Consider the following 20,358-nt stretch of genomic DNA (forward strand, 5'->3'; position numbering starts at 1 on the left):
GGAATTAACGCGAGAAATCGTAATTTAAGAGGTAAGTAACATGGCTTACAGTGAAAAAGTAATCGATCATTACGAAAATCCACGCAACGTTGGTGGATTTGATAAAAACGACCCAACTATCGCCACTGGAATGGTAGGAGCGCCTGCTTGTGGTGATGTGATGAAACTACAACTTAAAGTTGGTGAAAACGGTTTAATCGAAGACGCCAAATTTAAAACATATGGTTGCGGATCTGCCATCGCATCAAGTTCGTTGGTAACAGAGTGGGTTAAGGGTAAGACGCTTGATGAAGCTGTAACAATTAGAAATACAGACATCGCTGAAGAGCTTGCATTGCCACCTGTAAAAATCCACTGTTCAATTTTAGCGGAAGATGCAATCAAAGCCGCTGTGGAAGATTACAAGTCTAAGCATTCTAAAGCTTAATAAAGAAAGTGATAGGAGCCAGTTTTGGGAATTAAAGTGTCAGACGCCGCTGCAAAGCGGGCTAGAACATTTCTAGAAGGCCGTGGAAAAGGAGTAGGTTTACGCCTTGGCGTGAAAACTACTGGTTGTTCCGGTTTAGCTTATGTTTTGGAGTTTGTCGACGAACTAAACGCTGATGATGAAGTATTTGAAGACAATGGTGTAAAAATTATCATTGACGCGAAAAGCTTGGTTTATCTTGACGGTACAGAACTAGACTTCGCTAAAGAAGGGTTAAATGAAGGATTTTTATTCAATAACCCGAATGCGAACGGCGAGTGTGGTTGCGGCGAAAGCTTTAATGTTTAAAGCTTTTGTTGGCAACTGTTGTACTATTCATTTGATTGAAAGAAAAACAAAGTTATGAACTTCTTCGCGCTTTTTGGGCTTCCAGAAACATATCAGATAGATAACGCCAAATTGGCCAATGTTTATCAATCGCTGGCTAAAGTGACCCATCCAGATAAATTTTCTAACGCTGGTGGTCAAGAAAAACTCATGGCTGTGCAAAAAAACGCACAGATTAATGACGGCTATCAAATTCTCAAAAATCCGCTTTCTCGCGCTGAACATATGTTGGAGCTAAGAGGTATTTCGCTGCAACATGAAACGCAGACAATGCAAGATCCGGTCTTTTTAATGCAGCAAATGGAATGGCGAGAACAGTTATCCGAGATAGAGAGTGCTGCGGAACCTGAGCAGGTTCTAACAACACTGGATGAAGATGTCGCGATACATACAAAACAACACTTTGAAGCGTTGCAAGAATTACTCGAAAAACAAACCGAAGAAGCAAATAATCTAGCTGCAGCTGAAGTCAGAAAATTGAAGTTTTTGAATAAGTTACATAAAGAAATTGAACTGAAAGAAGATGCATTGTTTGACGATTAGCGCGACTGCGATTCACTAAAATTAAAAAGCGAGTTAGAACCAATTATGGCATTACTGCAAATTGCTGAGCCGGGTCAGACGGCTGCACCACATCAACGTAAACTAGCCGTTGGCATTGATCTAGGTACTACCAACTCTTTAGTCGCCACAGTACGAAGTGGATCTCCCGAAACATTGCCAGACCACCTTGGTCAACATATTTTACCTTCAGTTGTTCAGTATGCTAACGACGGAATTGTTGTCGGTGAGCAGGCAAAACAATCGGCAAATTTAGATCCGGCCAACACGATAGTATCAATCAAACGTTTGATGGGAAGAAGTCTGGAAGATATCCAGAGTCAGTACCCGAACTTACCTTATGAATTTGTCTCAAATGATGGGCAAATCTCCATTCAAGTACCAGGTGCTGTGGTTAACCCCATCCAAGTTTCAGCTGAGATCTTGAGCAATCTAAAAGCCCGTGCTGAAGACTCCTTAGGAGATGAGCTCACTGGGGCTGTGGTTACTGTACCAGCCTATTTTGATGATGCTCAACGCCAAGGCACAAAGGATGCGGCGCAATTGGCCGGATTACACGTTTTACGTCTGTTGAATGAACCCACTGCAGCGGCAATAGCTTACGGTTTAGATTCTGGACAAGAAGGTGTCATAGCTATTTATGATCTAGGTGGTGGCACCTTTGATATTTCCATTTTGCGTTTGTCAAAAGGTGTATTTGAAGTATTAGCTACCGGTGGGGATACCGCGCTAGGTGGAGATGATTTTGACCAGTTGTTATTTGAACATATTTGTGAAAAAGCAAATTTAACGGGCAAAATCTCTAAAGGTTTAAGACGTCGTTTACTTGATGACGCTAAACAAGCTAAAGAAGCACTCAGTAACGATTCTGCGGTGGACATTGAGTTCAAAGATGACAACGGCGAAACACATCAAGTGGTGATTAGCTGTATGACTTTCGAGTCGTTGATTGAACCACTAATTAAAAAATCTTTACGGGCGTGTAGACGAGCTGTCAAAGATGCAGAAATTGGAATCGATGAAGTACTGCAAGTCGTGATGGTGGGGGGCTCTACTCGAGTGCCTTCGGTTCGACATAAGGTGGGAGAATTTTTTGGTAAAACGCCATTAACCTCCATCGATCCAGACAAAGTGGTTGCCATAGGTGCGGCCATTCAAGCTGATATATTAGCCGGCAACAAACCTGACAGTGAAATGTTGCTACTGGACGTATTGCCCTTATCCTTGGGAATTGAAACCATGGGTGGGTTGACCGAAAAAATTGTCGCGCGAAATACCACTATCCCTGTGGCCAAGGCGCAAGAATTTACCACCTTCAAAGACGGTCAAACCGCGATGATGGTGCATGTGCTGCAAGGGGAGCGAGAGCTGGTTAAAGATTGTCGCTCGTTAGCTAAATTCAATTTAACAGGTATTCCACCAATGACGGCTGGGGCGGCACATATTCGTGTCACTTTTCAGGTTGATGCGGATGGTCTACTAAATGTCACCGCTATGGAAAAGTCCACTGGTGTGAAAGCCGAGATTCAGGTTAAACCTTCTTATGGTCTCAAAGACGAAGAAGTGGCCGACATGCTCAAAGCCTCAATGCAATATGCTAAAGAGGATATGCAAGCTAGAATGCTTAAAGAGCAACAAGTGGAAGCCACACGAGTAGCAGAGACGTTGAATAGTGCACTTCAAAAAGACGGTGATGAGCTGCTCAGCGCGGAAGAAAAAGCGGCTATTGATGATGCTATGTCTACCATGTTAAAGCTGGCTCAAAGCGAAGATATAGATGCCATTAAACAGGCGATCGAAAAAGTCGACAACATTAGCCAAGAATTTGCTGCAAGACGAATGGATAAATCAATCAATCAGGCACTTACCGGCCACTCAGTTAACGAAATTTAGGTTTTAAGGAGCGCGATAATGCCACAGATTATATTTTTACCCCACGCAGAGTTGTGTCCAGATGGCGCAGTTTTGGAAGGAGAGCAGGGTACTTCAGTGTTAGATTTAGCATTGAAAAATGGTATCGGAATTGAACATGCATGCGAGAAAGTATGTGCCTGTACTACCTGTCACGTGCTTATTCGCGAAGGTAGTGACTCTTTAGGCGAAGCTGATGAGCTTGAAGAAGACATGTTAGACAAAGCCTGGGGACTCGAACCAGAATCCCGCCTCGGCTGTCAGGCGATTATTCAAGATGAAGATTTAGTCGTAGAAATTCCTAAATACACCGTCAATCAAGTAAGCGAAGGACACTAGCCTTTTGGGTTAGGCTGGGCCTGTAAAAAGCCCGGACTGTTGAATTAACTTAGAGCTACTATTTTTTAATAGTGGCTCTTTTTTTACTCTAAATTAACCGTGATTTCTTAGGCCATAACTCTCCTCTACAATCAAGTGCAGCTGAATGGAAACGATCTATGTGGCTAGAGAATTTTTCTGTACGAAGTACAGATTGATTAGGTGTCTATCTTATAGGTGCGCGTAACATAGTTTAGTCAATTATAAAGTACCTTTGTCAGTGTCAATTTATTTTACGTGGTTGTAAAGATGTAACCTTATACTTTATCTAAGTTATTGTTTTAAATATTTAATTTAAATCGGCATTCTTTTTGCTTAAGTTTCGACAGGTGTTTGTTTTTCACTTGAATGGATACCTTCCAAGCTCAATAAATCGGTAGTAAATAGGAAAGCTCAAATGAATAATAGATTTTTGAAAGGTTTAGTTGCTGGTTCAGCTTTGGCAGTTAGCGGGTTGGTTAATGCTGGGGTGATACTGACCGTAGATAATGCAAACGATACGTTGGTTAGTATTGATACTGATAGTTTTGTAGTATCAACCATCGGTGCATTAGGAACAAATGTTTTTTTTGGTGGTATGGCTTACGACTTTTCAAGTGATACAGTTTATATGGTAGGTGGAAGAAACAACAATAATCTATACACTGTCAATCAAACTTCTGGTGCTGCGACATTAATTGGAAGTCACGGCATAAGCGATTTATTTGCAATTGCTTTTGATACTACTACCAATACTTTGTTTGGTACTCAATTTTCAAACGGTTCAGGTTTGTTTTCACTAAATACGAGTAATGGCTCGGCAACAACTATTAATGCTGCAATGGGCATTGGTATTGGTGGCTTGACATATAATCACGTAACAGATGATTTGGTTGGGATGAATGATGGAGCCGGTGATATATATTCGATAGATAGAACAAATGGTTCTCAAAGCTTAATTCATAATGGCGCTTTTGTTAATGATAGTGGGTTTACTTTCGATGCAGATAAAAACCTCTATTGGGATATTGATTTTAGTGGAAATCTTTATTCGTATGACATTGCAAACAACTTTGCTCGAACTACACATTTGACTGGACTGGGTAGCTTTGATGGTGCTGTTTATTTGAACGAAGTGACGCAAGAACAGCCAAATGATATCCCTGAGCCAACAACGCTAGCCATTTTAGCTTTAGGCTTAATGGGATTAGCTTCTCGTAAATTTAGAAAGTAAGCTAAACTTTCCCATTCACGTTTACTGAAAACACTGATCGTAATGGTCGGTGTTTTTTCGTTTATACATGTTCAGAAAAAGTTAAAAGCCGCTATGTAACTTCAACATAGCGGCTCTAATTTGTTTCAATCATCCCGGTAAATCCGGGGTTTTTTATGGGTATTGCTCTATCTATTGAGAACTATTCGATTTCAGTAACCTGATAAATCGTCACCGTACCACTTACTTCGTTACCGATAATGAGTAGGGCATTGCCGTTAGGGCTTTGTCCTGCAGATACGAACTTGATACTTTCTGGACCTAGGTCACCTGAGTCAGCCACTTCTGCACAATCCATCCCTTCATTTTCATCACACGGATTTTCTAAATCGTCATCTAATTCGAAGTCGGTATCGAAATTGCGGTTGTTGTTGTGCGCAACAAACGCAACATTAAAAGGGTTTGTGACATCATATGTGAACAAATCACCGGAACGCTCTAAACCGATAAACGCGTAGGTACGACCATTAATTTCGCCAACTGCAATAGCCTCAGGCTCGCCGCCTTTATCATCAGAACGGTTATCACCTTTATTTTCGGTGTGCGCGCTGTTGAAATCGTTACCTAAGATTGCAGCGGATATCTTTTCGAAGTCATCACCGGAGTCAAAGACTTGATTAATGCTTTGATCCCAAATTGAGAAAGAGCGAGAACCGTAAGCATAAAGTGCTTCATACACGCCGTCTTGGTCCGCATCACCTAACGCAGTGGTTACTTTGAGGCGGCCTAAACCATCATCAGCACCACTAACGTCGTAGATTGCTTGTAACTCATCAGAAAGCTGCATATTCAGCTCATCTGGGTCAATGATATCTTCGACACGAACTTCTTCGCTATATGCGTCCCAATCTTTGGAGTCACCTTCGTTAGCCGATAAAATAAAAGTCGCGCCATTCCATTGGTATGTGGCAATCGTGTCTGGTTGATACATTCCGAATAAGCCAGGTACATTGCTAAAGCTTGGGATTTCATCTTTATTAGTGAAGTCTAATTCATACGTTCCCCAATCTTTGAAACCTAAGCCTTTAACTTCAATAGTCATATCATCCAAATCAATAATACCAATGGCATTGGCTTCTTGTAGTGAAACATAGGCCTTCTTACCATCAGCACTCATTGCAATATACTCAGGTTCTAAATCTTGCGCTACGCTAGTGCCATCTGGTCCTGCAAATTTGACACCTGTAGATGCGAGCAATGCTCTGCGCTCTTCATCTGTATCATAATCTTCGTCATCTAAAGTATCGTTGGAGAACACCATGTCGGTAGTCAAGTTTATGGTTTGAGCTAAATCGGCCGGAACCATGTCTGTTATCGATACAACGGAAATACTACCTTCTGGGTCAACATCGTAATCGCTATCAGGCTCACCTTCATTGGCAATCAGGGCCAAACTGCCATCTTCACTGAACGTTACCATGTCGGGTAGAGCACCGGTTAGAACTGCTTTTAAGAAGGTTCCTTGACCTAAGGCATCTAATGAATAGAACAATACTGCGCCATTATCTGTTTTCGTTTCTCCCTCTACAGCAAGGGCCAGCAAATCGCCGTTTATAGCAATTGAATTAGCCACACCTAGTGCCACGGTTTGATCAATACCGTCTGCATCTTTTACGCTAACACTACTTGGGAAAGTGAACGCTTGTGAAGTCAAGCTAGTATCTATTATTGGATTGCCAACTGCAGCCGTTGGTATATTGCTTAAGGAAATAACCTCTACTTGGTTTAGAGCGGCATTAATCGCAAATGCAGATTGTGATGTTGCATGGAACTGGACAATTTCGGCGGCACTTTTACCGTATATCTCGACGCCACCTGCAGAGAATCTGCCAACCACTTCAATCGCTAACTCGCGAGGTAAACTCTGACCATCAACTCCATTTGTACCGTCAGTGCCATCTGTCCCTGCGATACCTTGTGCACCTGTTGCGCCATCTTGACCATCGTCACCATCAAGAGTACATCCACCTAATGCAGTTACCACTGCTAGGGCAACTAGACCTAATTTTAATTTTTTTAGCTGATCTTTCATTATTGTTCCGTTATCGATATGTGATTGAAATCAGCCGGTTACATTAAGAGTTGGAAATTAAATATTTGCTACATTTGTATGAAGTAATTGTGACGATTAATCGTTTAGCTGACTTTTAATGGCAAATTCGAGTGGGATTATTGGTGTTTCTTTCAGCACTGTTGATCTTTTGTTACAGCTTAAATAAAAATATTTAGCCAATTTGTCAGATAAATTAGTCATTGAGGGCAAAGTTGCATATAATCCGCGCGGAAATTTTATCTAATACTTTTTTATGTAATCGGAGACCTGTCAATGGCCTTAGAACGTACTTTTTCAATCATCAAACCAGACGCCGTAGCAAAAAATGTTATCGGTGCGATCTATAATCGTTTCGAGTCAGCGGGTTTGCGCATCGTTGCTTCTAAAATGTTGCATTTAAGCAAAGAACAAGCAGAAGGATTTTACGCAGAACACAGTGAGCGTCCTTTCTTTGGTGCTCTAGTTTCTTTCATGACATCTGGCCCAGTTATGGTTCAGGTTTTAGAAGGCGAGAACGCTGTTTTACGTCATCGTGAAATCATGGGGGCTACTAACCCTGCAGAAGCATTAGCCGGTACTCTTCGTGCTGATTACGCTGCTTCTATTGATGAAAACGCAGTACACGGTTCTGATGCTACAGAATCTGCTGCTCGTGAGATTGCTTACTTCTTCTCTGACGAAGAAATCTGCCCACGCACACGATAAGCAAATAGCTTTATTCAAAAGGGGAGCTTTGCTCCCCTTTTGTCGTAGTAAAGTTAGCTTATAAATTGTACAATTCGTTTAGTTTTAATTGAGGTTGTTTGTTTTATGTCTGTAGTCCATCAAGTGGCTAAAACCAATTTGTTAGATTTTAATCGCCAAGGGATGCGAGAGTTCTTTGCGTCTATGGGCGAAAAACCATTTCGTGCCGATCAAATGATGAAATGGATTTATCAGCAAGGTGAAACAGACTTCGAAAAAATGACTAACTTCAATAAGTCATTGCGCGCTAAATTAATTGAGCGTTGTGAAATTCGTGCACCAGAAATTGCTTATCAACAAAATGCGACTGATGGGACTATCAAGTTTGCGTTGAAATTAGATGGTGGGCAAGAAGTCGAAACTGTTTGGATACCAGATGGCGATCGCGCAACCCTATGCGTATCTTCGCAAGTAGGCTGCGCATTAGAATGTACGTTTTGCTCTACCGCGCAACAAGGTTTCAACCGTAATTTGACTGTATCTGAGATTATTGGACAGGTATGGCGAGTAGCAATCACTATTGGTTTATCAAAAGACACCGCGAAACGACCTATTACCAATGTTGTTATGATGGGCATGGGCGAACCATTGTTGAATTTGAAACATGTGGTGCCAGCGATGGAAATCATGCTGGATGATCTTGGTTTTGGTTTGTCCAAACGCAGAGTGACATTAAGTACCTCCGGTGTAGTGCCAGCGCTGGATAAACTTGGCGATATGATTGATGTGGCGCTGGCAATTTCTTTGCACGCTCCGACCAATGATTTGCGAGATGAAATAGTACCGGTTAACAAAAAATACCCGATTGAAGAGTTTTTAGCTGGTGTTAGACGCTACTTGGCTAAGTCTAATGCGAATCAGGGGAAAGTAACTGTAGAGTATGTAATGTTAAACGGCATTAACGACAGTACTGATCAGGCGCACCTTTTAGCTAAAGTGCTTAAAGAGACACCTTGTAAAATTAACCTGATACCTTTCAATCCTTATCCTGGATCACCCTATACGTGTTCAAGTAATTCTCGAATTGATCGCTTTGCTAAAGTGCTTATGGATTACGGCATAACAGTAGTGGTGCGAAGAACGCGCGGTGATGATATTGATGCTGCGTGTGGGCAATTAGTTGGTGACGTGGTGGATCGCACTAAACGTATGCTGAAAAAACAGCAGAAAGGCGAACAAATTTCAGTAAAAATTGCCAACTAATTGGATTAGTACCCAACAAGCAGTTAGCATAGGTCAATCTAAATAATCCCTAACGTAAGTGAGTTATATGCGTAGTTTTTTGATTATCGCAATGATATTTCTCTCCGCTTGTGTGAGCGAGCCTTTACCTGAAGGTTTTAAAGCGAGTGATGACTTCGATCCCATAGCAGCGGCTAAAAATAGAATTTCATTGGGCTTAACTTATTTAAAAAATGGCAATTTTAGTCAGGCTAAATTTAATTTAGATAAGGCCCTAAAATTTGCTCCCCGCCTTGCTGATGCGCACTTTAGTATGGCCTATTACTATCAGCAAGTAGATGAAATAGCGCTCGCTGATGAAGCCTACCAAAAAGCCTTGGCTTTCGATCCGAAAAACCCCGACATTGCTAATTCTTATGGTGCTTTTTTATGTGAAAATGGCCAATACGTTGAAGCAAAAGAGTATTTCCTTAAAGCCGTTAATAGCGCAAATTATATTTCGACCGCAGAAACCTATGAAAATTTAGCCTTATGCAGCCAAAGTCAGGGACAGATAGAGGACGCTTTGACTTATCTACAAAGCTCGTTGAATCATCAGCCGTCCAGAGCCAAAGCCTTAAAATTACTCGTTGAGTTGCAAATGCAACAGCAACAGTGGGAAGAGGCAAAACTAAATTTGCGACGTTTGGAGAAAAACTCCAGAGTTACGCCTGACACCTTGTGGATGTCAATTATCATTGAGCAAGCTTTAAATAATAATGATGTAGCAAAAGGCTATGGAGACATGTTAATCGGTATGTACCCGTCTCATCCTAATACATTAAAATATATTCAAAATAGACAAAATCTAGCTAATTTAGTAAGCACTCAAAAAGTCTCTAAAAAGCTCAAACCAAATACCAACAAGATAGAAAATCAAGTACCGCAAACGCCTGTTTCAGATCCGCTTAATGCTGACAATGGTCAACCCCAGAATCTGCAGCCAAATAATGACAAACAAAGCGAAGCGCTGGTGAATAAAACCGTAACTCCGGTGGTAAATGCGCAAACAAACCAATCAAGCAAAACTAAAGAGCAACAAAAGCTAAATAAACAATCGACTGCTGATGATTATCCAGTTGACGATATGCAAGCTCAAGAAAACCTTCAACAAGGCAAGGATTTAGAGTCAGCACAAGAAATAGCATCACAAGCTAAAAAAGAGACAGTGCAGCAATATCATGTTGTACAGAAAGGCGAAAATTTATATCGCATTTCGTTGAAGTATAATGTCAAAATACAGAGCCTGATAGATTGGAATGATCTTGCAGATGCCTCGTCTATACATGTAGGAAAAAAGTTGATAGTGATTGATCCCCAAGCGGTAGAACAGAAATGACAGAAGAACAACTAGAACAACCAGTAAACGTCAAAGGACCTGGTGCGATTTTAAAAGAGGCGCGAGAAAAAGCTGGGCTAAAATCAGCGGATATTGCTAATAAATTACATCTCAAAGTGAATATTATTGAAGCGATAGAGTCGGATGAATACGATCCTAAAATCTCAATGACATTCACCAAAGGGTATCTAAAGTTATATGCCAAACAAGTTAATGTAAAAGAAGATATCATTCTTGAAGCATTTGCTTCTCAAACTGAAGTGGAAAAAGAGCCCGCAAAATTACAAAGCTTTTCAAAGCGAGTGGCTAAACAAGCCAGTGATGACCGATTAATGTTAATAACTTACGGCATAGTAGTGGCACTTTTAGCATTAGTTGTCATCTGGTGGTTACAGCAAGACTCTTCTGACAGCACTGGCTCAGATACAAGCCAAGTTATTGAAGCGCTCGAAACGCAAAATGCGAGCGACTCAACAGCGAGTTTAAATATGCAAACAGATTCTGAAGATAATGCTATTTCGGAACAGCCTACAGCAGATGATTTAATCATTAGCGCGCAAATCGCGCAGGATAGTGCCAATCTTCCTGAACAAAATGAGTCTGGTGTCGACGAGTCTATCAATGCGCTAAATGCTGAACAGCCTGAGATCCCAAGCACTTTTGAACAGCAGCAAAATGCAATTGATAACATTGAGTTGGTGTTTGAATTTTCAGACAATTGTTGGATGAACCTTGTTGATGCAACGGGCGAAGCAATCGCCTATGGAGTGAAAAAACAAGGCCGAGTTATGACGGTTTCAGGTGTTGCTCCTTTCGAAGTAACGTTAGGGGCTCCAGATGTGGTGCAGATTAGTTATGACGGCGTGCGGGTAGACATGTCTCGATTTGAAGCTGGGAAGTCAGCTAAATTTTCACTGCCATTTGCTTCATAGTTAAAGGTACTTATATGTTTTCTGAATCTCCTATTAAACGTCGTAAATCAACCCGTATTAATGTTGGAAATGTTCCTATTGGTGATGGCGCTCCCATTGCTGTGCAATCAATGACAAATACTCACACTACTGATGTTGATGCCACTGTGGCACAAATTAATCGTATCGTTGCTGTGGGTGGTGAAATTGTGAGGGTATCTGTCCCAACAATGGATGCTGCTGAGGCATTTAAACTCATTCGTCAGCAAGTGAAAGTGCCACTTATTGCCGACATCCATTTTGACTACCGAATTGCTTTGAAAGTAGCTGAATATGGCGTTGATTGTTTGCGAATCAATCCCGGGAATATCGGTAGTATGGATCGTGTACGTTCTGTTGTTGATTGCGCTAAAGATAACAATATTCCAATTCGAATTGGTGTGAACGGTGGTTCTTTGGAAAAAGAACTACAAGAAAAATACGGCGAACCTACGCCTGAAGCTTTGGTCGAATCAGCCATGCGTCATGTGGATATTTTAGACAAGTTGAATTTTGACCAATTTAAAGTCAGTGTTAAAGCATCTGATGTATTTTTGGCGGTTGGTGCTTATCGTGAACTAGCTAAAAAAATTGACCAACCTTTGCATTTGGGTATCACTGAAGCTGGCGGTTTCCGCTCAGGTGCGGTGAAGAGTTCTGTTGGTTTGGGAATGTTATTAGCAGAAGGTATTGGTGACACAATTCGGATTTCACTGGCAGCTGATCCCATTGAAGAAATAAAAGTTGGTTTCGATATATTGAAGTCGCTACGGATACGTTCTAGAGGGATAAACTTTATTGCTTGTCCAAGCTGCTCTCGTCAAGAATTCGATGTGATTGCTACGGTAAATGCGCTAGAACAACGGGTTGAAGATATTTTAACGCCTATGGACGTCTCTATTATTGGCTGCGTGGTGAATGGGCCAGGTGAAGCGGAAGTTTCAGACCTAGGACTTACCGGTGCTCGCAATATGAGTGGTTTTTATTTAGATGGGAAGCGTCAAAAAGAGCGTTTGTCGAACGATGATTTAGTTGATCAACTCGAAAAACGCATTAGAGCCAAAGCATCACAACTGGACGTGAAGCGAAAGATTGATGTAAAGCAGGTGGGATAAAATTTTTTAGCACTTGTAACACCACTATCAAAGCCCCTATAATACGGGGCTTTTTTATTAGGGTATTGGCAAATTGAGAGCCAATACAGAAACGAATTTCAGAGTACGTATTTAGTGACAAAACAAATTCAAGCAGTTCGCGGGATGAATGATTGCTTACCCGCTGATTCAGGTGTTTGGCAATGGGTAGAGGATAAGATCCGCAGTGTGGTTGGCTCTTATGGCTACCAAGAATTGCGCACCCCTATTGTAGAGAGTACTGACTTATTTAAACGCTCTATCGGTGAAGTGACTGATATCGTTGAAAAAGAGATGTACACCTTTGAAGATCGCAATGGTGATAGCTTAACCCTTCGACCTGAAAATACTGCAAGTTGTGTTCGTGCAGGCAATCAACACGGTCTTATTTATAATCAACAACAACGTATTTGGTACATGGGTCCCATGTTTCGCCATGAACGTCCACAAAAAGGACGTTATCGGCAATTTCATCAATTTGGTGTAGAGACCTTCGGTCTAGATGGACCCGATATCGATGTTGAAGTGATTATGCTCAGCGCGCGTTTATGGAAAGTGTTCGGCATCAGTGAGCATGTAACCCTGGAAATAAATTCGTTAGGTTCGAACCAAGCACGAGCGAACTATCGCGATGCCTTGGTCGAATATTTAAGCGCACGAAAATCACAACTGGATGAAGATAGTTTACGCCGGTTGGAATCCAATCCACTGCGAGTTTTGGACAGTAAAAATCCAGATGTGCAGGCAGCTATTAAAGATGCGCCAACCTTGTTAGATTATTTGGATGATGAATCCAAAACCCATTTTGAATCTTTGTGTTCGAAATTAACTGATATGGGCATTCAATACCGGATTAATCCACGCTTGGTTCGTGGTTTAGATTATTATAATCGTACGGTTTTTGAGTGGGTAACTGAAAGTCTTGGCTCGCAAGGCACAGTGTGTGCTGGCGGCCGATACGATGGTTTGGTAGAACAATTGGGTGGTAAACCTAGCACAGCTGTAGGCTTTGCAATGGGGATTGAACGACTCGTTCTGATGTTACAAACTTTAGGATTAACTTCAGATGTACCTGACCCCGTTGATATTTATGTGACTGCCCTTGGAGATTCTACGGAACTTTACGCCATGAAATTGTCTGAGCAATTGAGAGATTCTTCTCCACAGCTTCGAGTTCAGTTGCATTGTGGCGGCGGAAACTTAAAAAAGCAGATGAAACGCGCAGATAAAAGCGGTGCACCAATCGTTATTGTGATTGGTGAAAACGAAATGAATGAAAATAAAGTTGTGGTTAAATACCTCCGTGAAGACATTCCGCAGGTAACCATTTCCAGTGATGAACTGGGCACAGTTTTAGCTCAATATTTTAAAATATAAGATAAAGTACAATAACATATTATCGGTTGTACGAGGAAAATCAAATGGAAGAATTTGCAACAGAAGAACAACAAGTAGAAGCGATTAAACGTTTTTGGCGTGAGAATGGCTTGGCAATTGCAGTTGGCGTTATTTTAGGTGTAGGTGGTTTGTACGGCTGGAGATATTACAACGATACGCAAATTGCTGAAAAAGAAGCAGCTTCGCGTTCGTATGAGCAGTTAAGTGCCACTTTGACATCTGAAAACACGCAAAAAGCGGAAGCATTTGTTGCAGGTAACAAAGGCGGCTACTCTATACTAACAGCATTACAATTGGCTAAATTGTCAGTTGAAGAGGGCGATTTAGAAAAAGCCGCGAGTCATCTGAAATATGTGGCAAATAACGCCGATGATGAAGCAATTAAAAGCGTCGCTAATTTGCGTTTGGCAAGAGTACAAAATTCGCTAAGTCAATTTGACCAAGCCATGGCTAGTTTAGATTTAGTTACTCAACCTGCATTCGTTGCGCAAGTAGATGAGATTAAGGGTGATATTTACGTTAATCAATCTAAATTTGACGCTGCTAAAGAAGCATATAGTGCATCGTTAGACGCTAACGCTAATAATCAGCTAGTGAAAATGAAGTTGGACAACTTAGCGGTTGTTATCAATGGGTAATATCAGTATGGGTTTAAGTTGGATTAAGGTGGTTACATTTATAAGTGTAATGACACTAGCAGGTTGTTCAACTATTTCTGGCTGGTTTATGGACGACGAAGAAATTGAAATCCGCACCCTAAAACCAATAGAGTCGAAGTTTACTGCTACTCAGTTATGGTCACACGATTTAACCGGTGGAATTGATAAATTCTATTCAAGATTACGTCCTGCTGTTGCTTACGACAAAGTGTTTGCGGCCAGTCGTCAAGGTATAGTCGCAGCTTATGAACTCGAATCAGGTAAGCAAGTCTGGAAACGTGATTTCGCCGAATATCCTAATGAAAATTGGTACAGTTTTATTACTAATTTGTGGTCTGATGGTATTACAGCGAAAATTTCTGGCGGCTTAACCGTTATATATGAAACTGTATATTTGGGTTCTGAGAATGGCGAAGTGTTCGCTTTAGATGCCAATACCGGCGAAACCAAATGGGTTACTAAAGTACGCGGGGAAATTATTGCTTCTCCGGCAGTGGATGAAAATGTCGTATTGGTAAATACAGGTTCAGGCACCTTGTTTGCATTGGATGCGAACACCGGCGAACAATTATGGATGTTCGAGTCTGACGTTCCCGCACTTAGTTTACGGGGAATCTCTGCTCCTGTAGCCGTTAACGGTGGTGCGCTAGTGGGTACCGCTACAGGCAAATTAGTCGTCAATATTCTAGGCAGCGGCCAAACTGCTTGGGAACAAACCATTTCTGCGCCCTCTGGTGCAACTGAACTGGAACGTATAGTTGATATTGATAGTCAACCTCTAGTAGTCGGCCCTAATGTCTATGTCATTTCATTTGATGGGACCTTAGCTGCTGTTGAATTACGCAGTGGTCGAATTATTTGGAAGCGTGAATATAACTCTTACAGACGTTTGGGGATTGATGGCAATAGCTTGTTTGTTACTGATAAGAATAGCAACATATATAGCATTGACCGTCGTAACGGCGTTGAGTTGTGGAGTCAAGGTGGACTTAAAAAACGTAACTTAACCTCTCCTGAGTCTATTGGTAATTATTTGGTCGTGGGTGATAAGTATGGATTCTTGCATTGGTTAGATAAAACCGATGGAACAATTGTGTCACGTATGGATGTAGGTGGCGACGATGAAGATGAAGGGATTTATGTAGCGCCAGTTGCGTTTGGCGATAAGATATACACTCAGACTAGAGATGGTGAATTAATCGCTATAGCTGTACCTGTAATCTAATCAACTTTTGTTGATTTGGAATCATCGATTGTGTAAGTTCACTGATATTAACTCGCATGGATTACCTTGCTAGATAGAAAGTGAACTTCATAGCCTAAGTACGAACTAATCACGGCTCAACTATCTAATTTAGATACTTGAGCCGTAACTATTTTATTGGAAAGATAATATGTTACCTGTCATCGCTCTCGTGGGTCGTCCTAATGTAGGAAAATCTACTCTTTTTAATCGGCTTACAAATAGTCGAGATGCATTGGTTGCCGATTATCCCGGGTTAACTCGTGACCGTAAATATGGTCAAGCCAAATATGAAGGCTTACAGTTTATTGTGGTAGATACCGGCGGTATCAGCGGGGACGAACAGGGAATCGATGCAGAGATGGCAGAACAATCGTTGTTAGCCATTGATGAAGCCCATGTGGTGCTATTTTTAGTGGATGCTAGAGCGGGTTTAACCCCTGCTGATATCGGTATAGCTAATCATTTGCGCAAACAAGAAAAAACCGTTTATGTGGTTGCTAATAAAGTGGATGGTATCGACGGTGACAGTGAAACCGCAGAGTTTTACTCGCTAGGCTTAGGCGAAATTTCACAGGTTGCTGCTGCTCACGGTCGTGGGGTGACACAACTGTTAGAAAAGTCATTAAAGCCAATTGAAAAGCTTTATCCAGATATGCACATACCCGAAGTTGTGCGTAACGATGACGGTGAAAATGCTGAAGCAGAGTTGCTACGTTTACAGAGCTTGCCGATTAAGTTGGCGATTGTGGGCAAACCCAATGTTGGGAAGTCGACCTTAACCAACCGTATTTTAGGTGAAGAACGCGTTGTTGTGTTCGATATGCCAGGCACTACCCGAGACAGTATCTTTATTCCAATGGAACGAGACGGACGTGAATACGTATTGATTGATACGGCCGGTGTTCGTAAACGTAAAAAAGTATCTGATGCCGTAGAAAAATTCTCCATCATTAAAACCTTACAAGCCATTGAAGAAGCGAATGTTGTTTTGTTATGCATTGACGCTAGAGAAGGTATAGCGGATCAAGATTTGAGTTTACTCGGTTTTGTTCTTAATGCCGGACGCTCTTTGGTCATAGCTGTTAATAAATGGGACGGTTTATCAAAAGATATCAAAGAAGATATTAAACGAGAGCTAGACCGTCGCTTAGGTTTTGTTGATTTCGCTAGAATTCACTTTATCTCGGCATTGCATGGAACCGGAGTAGGGCATTTGTTTGAATCTGTGCAAGAAGCGTATGCTTCTGCTACTAAACGAATCAACACCTCCATGCTCACTCGAATCATGGAAATGGCTCAAGAAGACCATCAACCGCCGATGGTACGTGGTCGAAGAGTTAAAATGAAATATGCTCATGCTGGAGGATATAATCCGCCGGTCATCATTATTCATGGAAACCAAGTAGAAGACTTACCTTCAGCTTATAAGCGTTATATGATGAACTACTATCGTAAGTCATTACAAACTATGGGAACGCCAATACGAGTCGAGTTTAAAGAAGGGGCTAACCCATTCGAAGGCAAGACCAACAAGCTTACGTTATCACAACAGCGTAAACGCAAGCGTTTAATGACCCATCATAAAAAGCCCTAACTAGAGCTAACCTAGTGGACACTGGCAGTTGCTACAAACTGCCAGCTGTTACACTTTATTTCCCCGTTACTAAGCTATTGACCGAGCCATCATGAAATCGGGTGGTTATCTCATCATCTTGTTTTAACTGACTACTGTTTTTAATGATTTCACTGCCTTTGTAGGTAATGCTATAGCCACGGGACAGGGTCGAAAGCGGGCTTACGCTATCCAGTAATTCAGAGGCCTTGGCAAGCTGAAGTTGTTTACTGACTATAAAGTTTGTTGTCGATTTATTCAGTTGATTAATCAGAATTTTATTATTTTCCATTAATCTTTCTAGCCTATTGATTGGCGAGCGATTATGTAGTCGCTGTGTTATCCGTTGCACTTTATTCGCACTGTCTTGGAATTTGCGCTTAAATCTATGCTCTAACAACATCTGCATTTGATCCAAATGTTGGCTTTGTTGTTTGATTCGATTTTCCGGGTGGAGCGTCTTTAATTGTTGGCTAGAAATTTGCGATCTGTGTTTATGAAATTGAGTTTGACCGATCATGCTGCGGTGTAATCGCGACTTTAAATTTTGTAAGCTTTGTAGCACTTCTAAAATATCTGAACTGACTAACTCAGCAGCTGCAGAAGGAGTAGGGGCGCGCACATCTGCCACAAAATCAGCAATGGTGACGTCAACTTCATGGCCAACAGCGCTGATGGTTGGAATGACACAGGAAAATATCTTTCTAGCTAGGCTTTCATCGTTAAAGCACCATAAATCCTCAAGAGAACCGCCGCCTCGACCAATAATAAGAACGTCTACTTCATTTCGATGTACCGCTTTATCTATTGCTTGGCAAAGCTGCATAGGAGCTAATTCGCCTTGTACTTGAGATGGGTACACAATGACAGAAATGAGTGGGTTTCTGCGTTTTAATACCGTTAAAATGTCGTGCAATGCGGCACCGGTTGCTGATGTAATTACGCCCACTCGCTGAATTGTCTCAGGCAGTGATTTTTTGTGTGATGTGGCGAATAGCCCCTCTTCAGCGAGTTTGATTTTTAACATTTCAAATTGCTGTTTTAATTGACCCTCACCTTCTGGTTCCATGAAATCGACAACAATTTGATAATCACCACGGGCTTCGTAAAGACCCACTGACGCACGAACTAATATCTTGTCACCTTCTTTGGGACGCACTTTTATACGAGAGTTTGCACCACGAAACATGGCCGCTTTAACTTGGGCGCGGGCATCCTTGAGGGTAAAATACCAATGCCCAGAAGCAGCCGCGACAAAATTAGAAATCTCTGCAGATAACCAAATTTGACCAATTTCTGACTCCAACACCGAACGGGCGAGTCGATTTAATTGGCTAACAGTAAATATATTTTTTGAAGAGTTAGATTGGTTTGGCATAAATTCCTTGAATATTGAACTGTTTCCCCCTAATTCCTCCAAAAATGTTGGCCTTCAAAGGAACGTTAAAAGGCAATATTTTTAGCAAAATGGAGAATAATGCAAATAAATGTATACGGTAAATTGATTAACACCAAAAACTTTTGAAATTTTACTACAAATTCAGTTTACCTGATAACGCAAAACCGCTACAATCACGCCGCAATTAAAACCCGCTAAATATAGGTGTAATTGCATGTTGAGGATTGCTAAAGAAGCCCTGACTTTTGATGATGTACTCTTAGTTCCTGGGCACTCCACTGTGTTACCTCACACTGCCGATCTGCGCACCAGATTAACCCGCAGTGTATCATTGAATATCCCATTAATCTCTGCCGCCATGGATACTGTTTCTGAGGCACGGTTAGCTATTGCCCTTGCACAAGAAGGCGGAATGGGATTCATCCATAAAAATATGGCTATTGAAGAACAAGCTAATCACGTTCGTGCTGTTAAAAAATACGAAAGTGGAGTGGTATCGGATCCCGTAACCGTAAGTTCTCAAGCCACCTTGGGCGAGATCAATGCCCTTAGTAAATATCATGGTTTCTCAGGTTTTCCTGTCGTTGATGATGATAATAATCTAATCGGAATTGTAACTGGCCGTGATTTGCGTTTTGAAAATAAACTGGATCAACCTGTGTCTAGCGTGATGACGCCCAAAGAACGATTGGTTACCGTGCCCGAAGGCGCAGCCTCTGACGAAGTGCTAGAACTGATGCATGAACACCGCGTTGAAAAAATTCTAGTGGTCGATGATGCGTTCAAACTCAAAGGCATGATAACGGTTAAAGATTTCCAGAAAGCCGAAAATAAACCTAATGCTTGTAAAGATGAATTAGGTCGTTTGCGTGTTGGCGCAGCTGTCGGTGTCGGTCCTGGAACAGAAGAACGTATTCAAGCCTTAGTTGAAGCTGGAGTAGATGTTTTATTAATAGACACCTCCCATGGTCATTCTCAAGGCGTTTTAGACCGCGTAGCTGCAACCCGTAAGGCATTTCCTGATATTCAAATTATTGCAGGTAATGTTGCCACAGCTGAGGGGGCTTTAGCCCTTGCTGATGCCGGTGTTGATGCCGTGAAAGTTGGGATCGGCCCAGGTTCAATTTGTACAACTCGTATTGTGACAGGTTGTGGAGTACCGCAAATAACCGCAGTAGCAGATGCAGTAGAGGCCCTTGAAGGTCGAGATATTCCTGTGATCGCTGACGGTGGTATTCGTTTCTCCGGCGATATTGCCAAAGCCTTAGTGGCAGGTGCAAGTTGTGTCATGGTCGGTAGTATGCTGGCCGGAACCGAAGAAGCACCAGGTGAAGTTGAGTTATATCAAGGTCGTTATTATAAGTCTTATCGTGGTATGGGGTCACTTGGCGCTATGAATCAAAGCCATGGCTCTTCAGATCGTTATTTCCAAGATACTAAATCAGAAGAAAAAATGGTGCCTGAAGGGATTGAAGGCCGGGTTGCTTACAAAGGTCCAATTTCTAACATTATCCATCAACAAATGGGTGGGTTACGCTCAGCAATGGGACTAACCGGAAGCGCTACGATTGATATTTTACGTACCAAACCACAATTTGTAAAAGTGACGGCAGCAGGTATGGGAGAATCCCATGTACATGATGTCAGCATCACCAAAGAAGCGCCTAATTACCGTTTAGGCTAATGTA

Annotated in this window: 18 protein-coding genes; 16 read left to right on the forward strand and 2 right to left on the reverse strand. The window is 41.7% G+C overall.

The annotated features are described in order from the left end of the window. The first annotated feature begins 40 nt into the window (after window positions 1-40). The 6 genes from iscU (at window position 41) to Q4567_RS00755 (ending at window position 4,877) form a co-directional block, all read left to right on the forward strand. Entirely contained in the window at window positions 41-427 is a 387-nt protein-coding gene (iscU, locus tag Q4567_RS00730) for a Fe-S cluster assembly scaffold IscU (RefSeq protein WP_303498972.1), read from the forward strand. A 24-nt stretch (window positions 428-451) separates the two neighbouring features. Beyond that, on the forward strand, window positions 452-775 hold the full coding sequence (gene iscA / locus Q4567_RS00735) for an iron-sulfur cluster assembly protein IscA (RefSeq protein ID WP_216048148.1): 324 nt from the start codon (window positions 452-454) through the stop codon (window positions 773-775). Window positions 776-829: 54 nt separating this feature from the next. Beyond that, entirely contained in the window at window positions 830-1,357 is a 528-nt protein-coding gene (gene hscB / locus Q4567_RS00740; protein ID WP_216048149.1) for a co-chaperone HscB, read from the forward strand. Between the two features lie 45 nt (window positions 1,358-1,402). Beyond that, the gene (gene hscA, locus Q4567_RS00745; protein WP_303498974.1) at window positions 1,403-3,268 is read left to right on the forward strand and encodes a Fe-S protein assembly chaperone HscA; all 1,866 of its coding nucleotides are present in this window, start codon (window positions 1,403-1,405) and stop codon (window positions 3,266-3,268) included. A gap of 18 nt (window positions 3,269-3,286) precedes the next feature. Continuing rightward, window positions 3,287-3,625: an ISC system 2Fe-2S type ferredoxin gene (fdx, locus tag Q4567_RS00750; protein ID WP_216048151.1), complete on the forward strand. Its 339-nt coding sequence runs from the start codon at window positions 3,287-3,289 to the stop codon at window positions 3,623-3,625. Between the two features lie 436 nt (window positions 3,626-4,061). Further along, the gene (locus tag Q4567_RS00755; RefSeq protein ID WP_252729078.1) at window positions 4,062-4,877 is read left to right on the forward strand and encodes a PEP-CTERM sorting domain-containing protein; all 816 of its coding nucleotides are present in this window, start codon (window positions 4,062-4,064) and stop codon (window positions 4,875-4,877) included. Window positions 4,878-5,058: 181 nt separating this feature from the next. On the opposite strand, the gene Q4567_RS00760 is transcribed toward Q4567_RS00755, so the two are convergent. Further along, the gene (locus tag Q4567_RS00760; RefSeq protein WP_216048152.1) at window positions 5,059-6,948 is read right to left on the reverse strand and encodes a choice-of-anchor I family protein; all 1,890 of its coding nucleotides are present in this window, start codon (window positions 6,946-6,948) and stop codon (window positions 5,059-5,061) included. A 294-nt stretch (window positions 6,949-7,242) separates the two neighbouring features. Here Q4567_RS00760 and ndk point away from each other — a divergent pair, with 294 nt between their 5' ends. From ndk to der, 9 genes are all read left to right on the forward strand, one after another. Then, window positions 7,243-7,674: a nucleoside-diphosphate kinase gene (gene ndk, locus Q4567_RS00765; RefSeq protein WP_216048153.1), complete on the forward strand. Its 432-nt coding sequence runs from the start codon at window positions 7,243-7,245 to the stop codon at window positions 7,672-7,674. A 105-nt stretch (window positions 7,675-7,779) separates the two neighbouring features. Beyond that, window positions 7,780-8,916 carry a bifunctional tRNA (adenosine(37)-C2)-methyltransferase TrmG/ribosomal RNA large subunit methyltransferase RlmN gene (locus Q4567_RS00770; protein ID WP_216048154.1) on the forward strand — a complete coding sequence of 379 codons (1,137 nt, stop codon included), beginning with the start codon at window positions 7,780-7,782 and terminating at the stop codon, window positions 8,914-8,916. Window positions 8,917-8,983: 67 nt separating this feature from the next. Next, entirely contained in the window at window positions 8,984-10,273 is a 1,290-nt protein-coding gene (gene pilW / locus Q4567_RS00775; protein WP_216048155.1) for a type IV pilus biogenesis/stability protein PilW, read from the forward strand. Continuing rightward, window positions 10,270-11,205 carry a RodZ domain-containing protein gene (locus tag Q4567_RS00780; RefSeq protein WP_303498979.1) on the forward strand — a complete coding sequence of 312 codons (936 nt, stop codon included), beginning with the start codon at window positions 10,270-10,272 and terminating at the stop codon, window positions 11,203-11,205. The genes pilW and Q4567_RS00780 overlap by 4 nt, the downstream gene beginning before the upstream one ends. A 14-nt stretch (window positions 11,206-11,219) precedes the next feature. Further along, window positions 11,220-12,338 (forward strand): flavodoxin-dependent (E)-4-hydroxy-3-methylbut-2-enyl-diphosphate synthase, encoded by a 1,119-nt coding sequence (gene ispG / locus Q4567_RS00785; protein WP_216048157.1) that lies wholly within the window; start codon window positions 11,220-11,222, stop codon window positions 12,336-12,338. Window positions 12,339-12,452: 114 nt separating this feature from the next. Continuing rightward, on the forward strand, window positions 12,453-13,733 hold the full coding sequence (gene hisS / locus Q4567_RS00790; RefSeq protein WP_216048158.1) for a histidine--tRNA ligase: 1,281 nt from the start codon (window positions 12,453-12,455) through the stop codon (window positions 13,731-13,733). A 44-nt stretch (window positions 13,734-13,777) separates the two neighbouring features. Further along, the gene (locus Q4567_RS00795) at window positions 13,778-14,392 is read left to right on the forward strand and encodes a tetratricopeptide repeat protein (protein ID WP_216048159.1); all 615 of its coding nucleotides are present in this window, start codon (window positions 13,778-13,780) and stop codon (window positions 14,390-14,392) included. A 7-nt stretch (window positions 14,393-14,399) separates the two neighbouring features. After that, entirely contained in the window at window positions 14,400-15,638 is a 1,239-nt protein-coding gene (bamB, locus tag Q4567_RS00800; protein ID WP_216048572.1) for an outer membrane protein assembly factor BamB, read from the forward strand. A gap of 169 nt (window positions 15,639-15,807) precedes the next feature. After that, window positions 15,808-17,253 (forward strand): ribosome biogenesis GTPase Der, encoded by a 1,446-nt coding sequence (gene der / locus Q4567_RS00805; protein WP_216048160.1) that lies wholly within the window; start codon window positions 15,808-15,810, stop codon window positions 17,251-17,253. Between the two features lie 55 nt (window positions 17,254-17,308). On the opposite strand, the gene xseA is transcribed toward der, so the two are convergent. Next, window positions 17,309-18,649, reverse strand: coding sequence for an exodeoxyribonuclease VII large subunit (gene xseA, locus Q4567_RS00810; RefSeq protein WP_303498982.1), 1,341 nt, complete (start codon window positions 18,647-18,649; stop codon window positions 17,309-17,311). Between the two features lie 235 nt (window positions 18,650-18,884). Here xseA and guaB point away from each other — a divergent pair, with 235 nt between their 5' ends. Further along, a complete protein-coding gene (gene guaB / locus Q4567_RS00815) occupies window positions 18,885-20,354 on the forward strand; it encodes an IMP dehydrogenase (RefSeq protein WP_216048162.1) in 1,470 nt (489 codons plus the stop codon). Window positions 20,355-20,358: the final 4 nt, after the last annotated feature.

Origin of the sequence: Aliiglaciecola sp. 2_MG-2023 (genome assembly GCF_030548145.1) — a bacterium.
Classification (GTDB): Bacteria; Pseudomonadota; Gammaproteobacteria; order Enterobacterales; family Alteromonadaceae; genus Aliiglaciecola; species Aliiglaciecola lipolytica_A.